2 protein-coding genes are annotated in these 9,959 nt (G+C 68.0%); both read left to right on the top strand.

Going from position 1 to position 9,959, the window contains the following annotated elements:
* The coding region (locus tag F6X62_RS25120; RefSeq protein WP_153775019.1) for a non-ribosomal peptide synthetase at positions 1–4,673 on the top strand (4,673 nt) is incomplete at its 5' end.
* A 10-nt stretch (positions 4,674–4,683) separates the two neighbouring features.
* Positions 4,684–9,959, top strand: a 5,276-nt coding sequence (locus F6X62_RS25115; RefSeq protein ID WP_153775020.1) for a non-ribosomal peptide synthetase, incomplete at its 3' end; no start/stop codon positions are given.

Raw genomic sequence — 9,959 nt, 5'->3', positions numbered from 1 at the left:
CGCCCAAGGCGCTGTTCCAGCACCAGACCGTCCAAGGGCTGGCGACCGTTGCCCAGGAAGGCGAGGGTGCGCAACTGATCGAGCAGGGCCCGCTAACTGGCGAGATGCCGCTTTTGCCGATCCAGCAAGCGTTCTTCGACACCGATATCCCCGAGCGTCACCACTGGAACCAGTCGGTGCTGCTCAAGCCGGCCCAGCCGCTGCATGCGGGTTACCTGGAGCAAGCGTTGCAGGCACTGGTTGCACACCACGATGCGCTGCGCCTGAGCTTCACCGAAAGCGAGACCGGCTGGCAGGCGCATTACCGTCCGCTCGGCGAGCAGCCGACTGAGCTGCTGTGGCAGCGCACCCTGAACACTGCCGACGAACTGGAAGCCCTGGCCGAATCGGCCCAGCGCAGCCTGTCGCTGGGCGATGGCCCGCTGCTGCGCGCCGTACTGGCCGATCTGCCGGACGGCAGCCAGCGCCTGTTGCTGGTGATCCACCACCTGGCGGTGGACGGCGTGTCGTGGCGCATCCTGTTCGAAGACCTGCAACTGGCCTTCGAACAACTGAGCAGCGGCAAACCCCTGGTCTTGCCGGGCAAGACCAGCTCGCAGCGTGACTGGGCCGAGCAATTGCGTCGTTACGCCACCGAGCACAGCGCTGAGCTGGGCTACTGGCAGCAACGCCTGCAGGGCACCGCCGAGTTGCCGTGCGCCGCACCAACGGCAGTGCTGGACAACGCCCATGCGGCGATGGTCCATACGCGCCTGGACAAAACCACGACCCAGCGCCTGTTGCAGGAAGCGCCCGCCGCCTATCGCACCCAGGTCAACGATCTGCTGCTGACCGCCCTGGCCCGCACCCTGTGCCGCTGGAGCGGGCAGGGCAGCGTGCTGGTGGAGCTCGAGGGCCATGGCCGTGAAGAACTGGCCGAGCACCTCGACCTGACCCGTACCGTGGGCTGGTTCACCAGCGTCTTCCCGGTGTGTCTGACCCCGGCCAAAGCGCTGGGCGACTCGCTCAAGCAGATCAAGGAGCAGTTGCGCGGCGTGCCCAACAAAGGGCTGGGCTTCGGTGCCCTGCGCCGCTTCGCCGATGCCGCGACCCGTGAAGCGCTGCAGGCCTTGCCGGTGGCGCGGGTGACCTTCAACTACCTGGGCCAGTTCGATGGCAGCTTCCAGGCCGACGATGGCGCGCTGTTCAGCCCGAGCGGCGAGGCCAGTGGCGCCGAGCAGAGCGCCCAGGCGCCGCTGGCCAACTGGCTGGGCATCAACGGCCAGGTGTACGACGGCGAACTGGACCTGACCTGGACCTACAGCACACAGATGTTCGACCACGCCACCCTGCAAGCCCTGGCCCGCGATTTCGCCGAGCAGTTGCAGGCCCTGGTCGAGCATTGCTGCCAGCCCGGCCAAGCAGGCGTGACACCTTCGGACTTCCCGCTCTACCCGCTGGCCCAGGCGCAACTGGATGCGCTGCCGGTCGCTGCGCGGCAGATCGAAGACATCGTGCCGTTGTCGCCGATGCAGCAGGGCATGCTGTTCCACAGCCTGTACCAGCAGGACGCCAGCGACTACGTGAACCAGATGCGGGTGGACATCGACGGCCTGGACCCGGCGCGTTTCCGCGAGGCCTGGCAGCAGGCGCTGGACGCCCACGACAGCCTGCGCAGCGTGTTCCTCTGGCAGGGCGATGTCGAGCGGCCGCTGCAACTGGTGCACAAGCAGGTCGAGGTGCCGTTCCGCGTGCTCGACCTGCGCGGCGACCAGGACCTGGCCGCCGCCCTCGATCGCCTGGCGGCCGAGGAACAGGCCCAGGGCTTCGACCTTGCCCGCGCGCCGCTGCTGCGCCTGGTGCTGGTACGTACTGCTGATGAGCGTCACCACCTGATCTACACCCATCACCACATCCTGCTCGACGGCTGGAGCAATTCGCAGTTGCTGGGTGAGGTGCTGCAGCGCTACGCCGCGCGCCGCGAGATCGGCCATGTCGGGCGTTACCGCGACTACCTGGCCTGGCTGCAGGCCCAGGATGCCGGGCTGAGCGAGCGTTTCTGGACCGAGCAACTGAGTGTGCTCGAGGCCCCGACCCGACTGGCCCAGGCCTTCGTGCGCCGCGAAGCCGTGGCGCAAGCGCCGTTTGGCGACCACTACCAGCAGTTCGATGCCGCATTCACCCAGCGCCTGGGCGAGCTGGCGCGCCGTCACAAGGTGACCGTCAACACCCTGCTGCAGGGCGCCTGGCTGATCCTCCTGCAGCGCTACACCGGCCAGCAGGCGCTGTGCTTCGGCGCCACGGTTTCGGGGCGTCCGGCGGAGATCGTCGGTGTCGAACGCCAGGTCGGGCTGTTCATCAACACCCTGCCGGTGGTGGCGCAGGTGCGTGCCGAGCAGGCGCTGGGCGAATGGCTTGCCGAGTTGCAGCAGCACAACCTGGCCCTGCGCGAGCACGAGCACACCGCGCTGTACGATATCCAGCGCTGGGCCGGGCAGGGCGGCGAGGCGCTGTTCGACACCCTGGTGGTGTTCGAGAACTACCCGGTGGCCGAGGCCCTGCGCCAGGCCGAAGTGCCCGCCCTGGGCTTTGGCGCCATCGACAGCCACGAGCGCACCAACTACCCGCTGACCCTGGCCATCGCCCTGGAGCAGACCCTGCAGGTGCACTACAGCTACCTGCGCGAAGCGTTCGACGATGCGCGCATCGTGCAGGTCGCCGGGCACCTGCGCCAGGTCCTCGAGCAATTGCTCGAGGCGGCTCCAGGCCAGGCCATCGGTGCGCTGGAGCTGATCACCGGGCAGGAGCGTGCGCAACTGGTGGAGCAGTGGAATCACGTCGATGCACGCTTCGATTCGCCACGTGCAGTGCACCAGCTGTTCGAGGCCCAGGCGCAGCGCACGCCGGAGGCGGTGGCGGTGTTGTTCGGCGAGCAGCAAATGAGTTATGCCGAGCTCGACCAGCAGGCCAACCGCCTGGCTCATGGCTTGATCGAGGCAGGGCTGGGCGCCGAGGCGCTGGTGGGGGTGGCGCTGGAGCGTGGCCCGCAGATGCTGGTTGCGTTGCTGGCGGTGCTCAAGGCCGGCGCGGCCTATGTGCCGCTCGACCCGGAGTACCCCGAAGAGCGCCTGGCCTACCTCATGCAGGACTCGCGCATGGCGCTGTTGCTCACCCATTCGCAGTTGCTGGCGCGCCTGCCCGCGGCGCAAACCGTGGCGACCCTGTGCATCGACCAGTTGGCCGGCGCCTCGCTGCCGAGCAGCGCGCCGCAGCGCCTGGTGCACGCCGAGGGCCTGGCGTACGTGATCTACACCTCCGGCTCCACCGGCCAGCCCAAGGGCGTGGCCGTGGCCCATGGCCCGTTGGCCATGCACTGCCTGGCGATCGGTGAGCGCTACGCCATGAGCGAGCGTGACTGCGAGCTGCACTTCATGTCGTTCGCCTTCGACGGTGCCCATGAACGCTGGCTGACCTGCCTGTTGCACGGCGGTCGCCTGCTGATTCGCGACCCGCAGCTGTGGACCGCCGAGCAGGCCTGTGCGGCCATGCACCGGCATGGCGTCACCGTCGCCGCATTCCCGCCGGTATACCTGCAGCAGCTGGCCGAACACGTGCGCGAGCACGGCAACCCGCCGTCGGTGCGCATCTACTGCTTCGGTGGCGACGCGGTGCCGGAAGCCGCGTTCGAGCTGGTCAAGGCTGTGCTTGCGCCCGAGCACATCATCAATGGCTATGGCCCGACCGAAACCGTGGTCACCCCGCTGATCTGGAAAGCCGATCGCGCCGAACGTTGCCAGGCAGCCTATGCGCCGATCGGCAGCCGCATCGGCAACCGCAGTGCCTATGTGCTCGACGATTCGGCGGCGTTGCTGCCCCAGGGCGTCGCGGGCGAGCTGTACCTCGGCGGCACAGGGGTGGCGCGCGGCTACCTGCACCGCCCCTCGCTCACCGCCGAGCGCTTCGTGCCGGACCCTTACGGTGTGCCGGGCGCACGCCTGTACCGCAGTGGCGACCTGGTGCGCCAGCGCGCCGATGGTGTGGTCGACTACCTGGGACGGGTCGATCACCAGGTCAAGATCCGCGGCTTCCGCATCGAACTGGGTGAGATCGAGGCGCGCCTGCAGGCCCAGGACGGCGTGCGTGAAGCGGTGGTGCTGGCCCGCCCTGGCGTCGGTGGCCCGCAACTGGTGGGCTACGTGCTGGCCAGCGCGCAAGGCCTGGCGCTCGGCGAGGCTAAATTGCGCGAGCAGCTCAACGTTCGTCTTAAGGAGACACTGCCGGGTTACATGGTCCCCACCTATCTGGTCTTCCTCGACGCACTGCCCCTGACACCCAACGGCAAGCTGGACCGCAAGGCCCTGCCAGCCCCGGATGCCAGCCTGATGCAACGCGACTACCGCGCGCCGCAAGGCGAGCTGGAAAGCGCCATCGCCGATATCTGGGCTGCGGTGCTGAAGGTCGACCGCTTGGGGCGTGACGACAACTTCTTCGAGCTGGGCGGGCATTCGCTGCTGGCGACACAAGCCACGGCAGCCGCACAGGCGCAACTGCAGGTACAGGTGCCGCTGGAACTGATCTTCCAGGCCGACGACCTGCAGGGCTATGCGCAAGCGCTGGAAGGGTTGCGGACCACCGATCTCGAGCAGGATCTGAGCGATATGCATGACTTCCTCACCGAGTTGGAGACGAACTGAGATGGCTGTAATGGATAACATCGCGCTGGTTCAGCGATTCATCAGGTTGCCGCTGTCACAGCGCAGGGCCTTCCTGGAAAAGCTGGCCGGCAAGGGCCTGACCCTGGGGCAGTTGCCGATTCCGGCGGCCCGTGAAGGCCTCGATGTTATCCCGCTGTCCTACGCCCAGCAGCGCCAGTGGTTCCTCTGGCAACTGGAGCCGCACAGCAGTGCCTACCACATCCCCAGTGCCCTGCGCCTGAAAGGCACGCTGGATGTGCCGGCCTTGGCCCGCAGCTTCCAGTGGCTGCTCGGGCGGCACGAGTCGTTGCGCACGCGCTTCGTCGAGACGGCCGAGGGCGTGCGCCAGGTGATCGAGGCGCCGGCATCGGCCTTCGAGCTGCCGCTGCAGCACCTGCCCGCTGATGCCGGCGCCGACACCGAGCAGGCCGTGCGCGACTTCGTCGAGGCCCGTACCCAGGCGCTGTTCGACCTGCAGCAGGGCCCGCTGTTGCGGGTCGACCTGCTGCGCCTGGCCGATGACGACCATGTGCTGGTGATGACCCAGCACCATATCGTCTCCGACGGCTGGTCGATGCAGGTGCTGGTCGAGGAACTGGTACACGCCTATGCGGCCTTCAGCGGCGGTGGTGAACCTACGCTGGCGGCGGCATCGATCCAGTACGCCGACTACGCGATCTGGCAGCAGGCGTGGATGGAGGCGGGGGAGAGCGAGCGCCAGCTGGGCTATTGGGCTGCGCGTCTGGGCGGCGAGCAACCGGTGCTGGAGTTGCCGTTCGATCACTCGCGCCCGCAGCAGCCCAGCCATCGCGGCGAACGCCTGGCGGTAACGCTGCCGGGCGAGTTGCAGCGTGGCCTGCGCAGTCTGGCCCAGTCGCAGGGGATGACGCCGTTCATGCTCCTGCTGGCCAGCTTCCAGTTGCTGTTGCATCGCTACAGCGGCCAGCGCGAGATCCGCGTCGGCGTGCCGGTGGCCAACCGTCAGCACCCCGATACCAAGGCGCTGATCGGCTTCTTCATCAACACCCAGGTGCTGGATGTCAGCATCGACCCGCAGAATACCTTCCGTGAACTGCTGCAGCAGGTGCGTACGGCGGTGCTCGGCGCCCAGGCCCACCAGGCGCTGCCGTTCGAGCAACTGGTCGAAGCCCTGGCGCCGGAGCGCAATGCCGGGGTCAACCCGCTGTTCCAGGTCATGCACAACCACCTTGGCGGCGATGGCGTCTCGGCGCTGCGCCTGCCGGGCTTGCACATCGAGGGGCTGGACGTGCGCACGGTCACCGCGCAGTTCGACCTGACCTTGGACACCGCCGAGGCTGGCGAGCAGTTGTCGGCAGCCTTCACCTACGCCACCGACCTGTTCGAGCGGGCCACGGTCGAGCGCATGGCGCGGCACTGGCTGCAACTGCTCGGGCAGATGGTCGCAGCGCCGGATACACCCCTGGTGCAGGTGCCGTTGCTCACTGCGCAGGAGCGCGCGGACATCATCGCCGAGTGGAATCCGCGGCCGGCTGAGTATCCGGTGCAGCAGTGCATTCACCAGCGCATCGAGGAGCAGGCGCGCCTGCGCCCCGAGGCCATCGCGGTCACGCTGGATGATCGCCAGCTCAGCTACGGCCAGCTCGAAGCCCAGGCCAACCACCTGGCCCATCGCCTGCTGGCGCAGGGTGTCGGCCCTGAGGTACGGGTCGGCCTGGTGGCCGAGCGCAGCCTGGAAATGATCGTGGCCATTCTCGCCACGCTCAAGGCCGGTGCAGCCTATGTGCCCATGGACCCCAGCGCGCCGGCCCAGCGCCTGGCCTACATGATGGCCGACAGCGGCATCGCCCTGCTGCTGGTGCAGCCGCACCTGGCGGCACGTGTGCAGGGTGCGCAGGACGTGCGCCAGCTGATGCTGGAGCCGCTGTCGCCACAGCCGCTTGCCGACCCCGGCGCGCCGCAACTGGCCTGCGACCCGCGCCAGCTCGCCTATGTCATCTACACCTCCGGTTCCACCGGCCAGCCCAAGGGCGTGCTGCTGCCCCACGACAACGTCATGCGCCTGTTCGCCGCCACCGAGCGCTGGTTCGACTTCGGTGTCGACGATGTCTGGACCCTGTTCCACTCCTATGCCTTCGACTTCTCGGTGTGGGAGATCTTCGGCGCCCTGATGCATGGTGGGCGACTGGTGATCGTGCCGCACGAGACCAGCCGCAGCACCGAGGATTTCCATGCGCTGCTGCACCGCGAAGGCGTCACGGTACTGAACCAGACCCCTTCGGCGTTCAAGCAGCTGATGCAGGTGGCCTGCACGCGTGACGCCGCCGAGCTCGGCGCCCTGCGCCAGGTGATCTTTGGCGGCGAGGCCCTGGAGGTGCAGGCGCTGCGCCCGTGGTACGGGCATTTCGCTGCGCAGGGGCCGCGCCTGGTGAACATGTATGGCATCACCGAAACCACCGTGCATGTCACCTACCGTCCGCTGAGCCCGCGTGATCTCGAAGGGGCAGCCAGCAGCCCGATCGGCGAGCCGATCGACGACCTGTCCTGGTACCTGCTCGACGGCCAGCTGGAGCCGGTCGCGCCGGGATGCATCGGCGAACTGTATGTCGGCGGAGCCGGCCTTGCGCACGGCTATCATCGCCGCAGCGACCTCAGCGCCCAGCGCTTCGTGCCCGATCTGTTCGGCAATGGCGGGCGCCTGTACCGCACCGGTGACCTGGCGCGCTACCGCAACGACGGAGTAATCGAGTACGTCGGGCGTATCGACCAGCAGGTGAAGATCCGTGGTTTCCGTATCGAGCTGGGCGAGATCGAGGCCCGCTTGCTGCAACTGCCGGGCGTGCGCGAGGCGGTGGTGCTCGCTCGCGACGGCAGTGCCGGTACGCAGTTGGTGGCCTATGTGGTGGCGCAGCATGACAGCGGCGAGGCGTCGGCGCTTGTCGAGCGCCTGCGCAGCGGCCTCAAGGCCGACCTGCCGGAATACATGCTGCCAGCGCATATCCTGTGCCTGGACAGCCTGCCGCTGACCCTCAACGGCAAGCTCGACCGTGCGGCGCTGCCGGCCCCGACCCTGCGCCAGGAGGATTACCAGGCGCCGCGCACGGCGCTGGAGCAGCAAGTCGCGCAAATCTGGCAGCAGGTGCTGGAGGTCGAGCGGGTCGGTCTGCAGGACGATTTCTTTGCCCTGGGCGGGCATTCGCTGCTGGCCACCCAGGTGGTGTCGCGCCTGCGTCACGGCCTGGGCCTGCAAGTGGCGCTGCGCACTCTGTTCGAACAGACCACCCTGCAGGCGTTCGTCGCAAGCCTCACGCCAACTGCAGACGCCGCACAGCCTGCGCTGCTGCCAGTACCGCGTGGCGAGCTGGCGCCGCTGTCCTACGCCCAGGAACGCCAGTGGTTCCTCTGGCAACTCGACCCGAGCAGCAGCGCCTACAACATCCCCAGCGCCTTGCGCCTGCGCGGCGCGCTGAATGTGCCCGCGTTGCAGCGCAGCTTCGACAGCCTGCTGGCGCGTCACGAGTCGCTGCGTACCACGTTCGCCCAGGCGCCGCAGGGTGCACAGCAGCGCATTCACGCCGCCGTACCGCTGGCGCTGCCGATCGAAACGGTCGCCGAGGCCGAATTGGCCGCACGGGTGCAGGCCGAGGTGGCGCAGGTGTTCGATCTGGAGCAGGGGCCGCTGTTGCGTGTGCGCCTGCTGCGTGTGGCGCAGGACGACCATGTGTTGGTCGTCACCCAGCATCACAGCGTCTCCGATGGTTGGTCGATGCAGGTGCTGGTCGAGGAACTGGTGCAATGCTACGCCGCCTTCAGCCAGGGCGAAGCGCCCACGCTGCCGGTATTGCCGCTGCAGTACGCCGACTATGCGATCTGGCAGCGGCAGTGGATGGAGGCCGGCGAGCGCGAGCGTCAGCTCGGCTACTGGACCGAACGCCTTGCCGGCGAGCAGTTCCTGCAACTGCCTACCGATCATCCACGCCCGGCCGAACAGTCGTTCCGTGGCGCGCAGCTTGCGCTGGCGCTGCCGGACAACCTGGCCCAGGGCCTGCAACAGCGGGCGCGTGAGCTGCGGGTGACGCCGTTCATGCTGCTGCTGGCCACGTTCCAGGTGCTGTTGCACCGCTACAGTGGCCAGGGTGATATCCGCGTCGGCGTGCCGGTGGCCAACCGCAACCGCCTGGAGACCGAGCGTCTGATCGGCTTCTTCGTCAACACCCAGGTCCTGCGCGCCGAGGTCGAGCCGGGCATGGCCTTCACCCGCCTGCTCGAGCAGGTACGCCACAGCGCCCTGGAAGCCCAGGCCCATCAGGACCTGCCGTTCGAGCAACTGGTCGAGGCCCTGCACCCTGAGCGCAGCCTGAGCCACAGCCCGCTGTTCCAGGTGATGTTCAACCACCAGGGCGAGCGCGCCGCCGAGGCGTCCATGGTGCAGGTGCCGGGCCTGCAGGTCGAGGCGCTGGCGTGGGACAGCCACACCGCGCAGTTCGACCTGACCCTCAATACCTTCGAGTCGGGTACGGCGTGGTCGGCGATCTGGACCTACGCCACCGACCTGTTCCTGCCAGAGACCATCGAGCGCTTGTCGCAGCACTGGCTGAACCTGTTGCAGGCGATCGTCGCAGCGCCAGAGCAGCGCGTCGGCGAGCTGGCGATGCTCGAGGACAGCGAGCGCGAGCGCATCGAACGCCAGTGGAATGCCAACGGCCTGGCCTTCGACCGCAGCCAGTGCATCCATCGCCTGATCGAAGCCCAGGTACGCCGCACACCGCAGGCGTTGGCGGCGATCTGGGGCGACGAACAGCTGGACTACGCCACCCTCAATGCCCGCGCCAACCGCCTGGCCCGCCACCTGGTGAGCCTGGGTGTCGGCCCCGAAGTGCGGGTCGGCGTGGCCTTGCCGCGCGGCATGTCGATGCTGGTGGCGCTGCTGGCGGTGCTCAAGGCCGGTGGTGCTTATGTGCCGCTGGACCCGGACTATCCGGCCGAGCGTGTCAGCTACATGCTCGACGACAGCGCCGCCCGCGTACTGATCAGTGAACGCGCGGTGCTCGATGCACTGGCGGTCGATGGCGCGTTCGCGAGCGTGCTGCTCGATGAGCTGACGCTGGACGGCGACGACAGTGACCTGCCAGCCCGCGCCGTGGCCGATAACCTGGCCTACGTGATCTACACCTCCGGTTCCACTGGCCGCCCGAAAGGCGTGGCCATTGCCCACCGCAACGTCGCCGCACTGGTGGCCTGGTCGCAGCAGGTCTACAGCCAGGCGGACATCCAAGGCGTGCTGGCCAGCACCTCGATCTGCTTCGA

The organism is Pseudomonas sp. MNR3A (genome assembly GCF_009650575.1).
Lineage (GTDB): Bacteria > Pseudomonadota > Gammaproteobacteria > Pseudomonadales > Pseudomonadaceae > Aquipseudomonas > Aquipseudomonas machongensis.
This window is presented reverse-complemented; position numbering and strand designations above follow the sequence as displayed.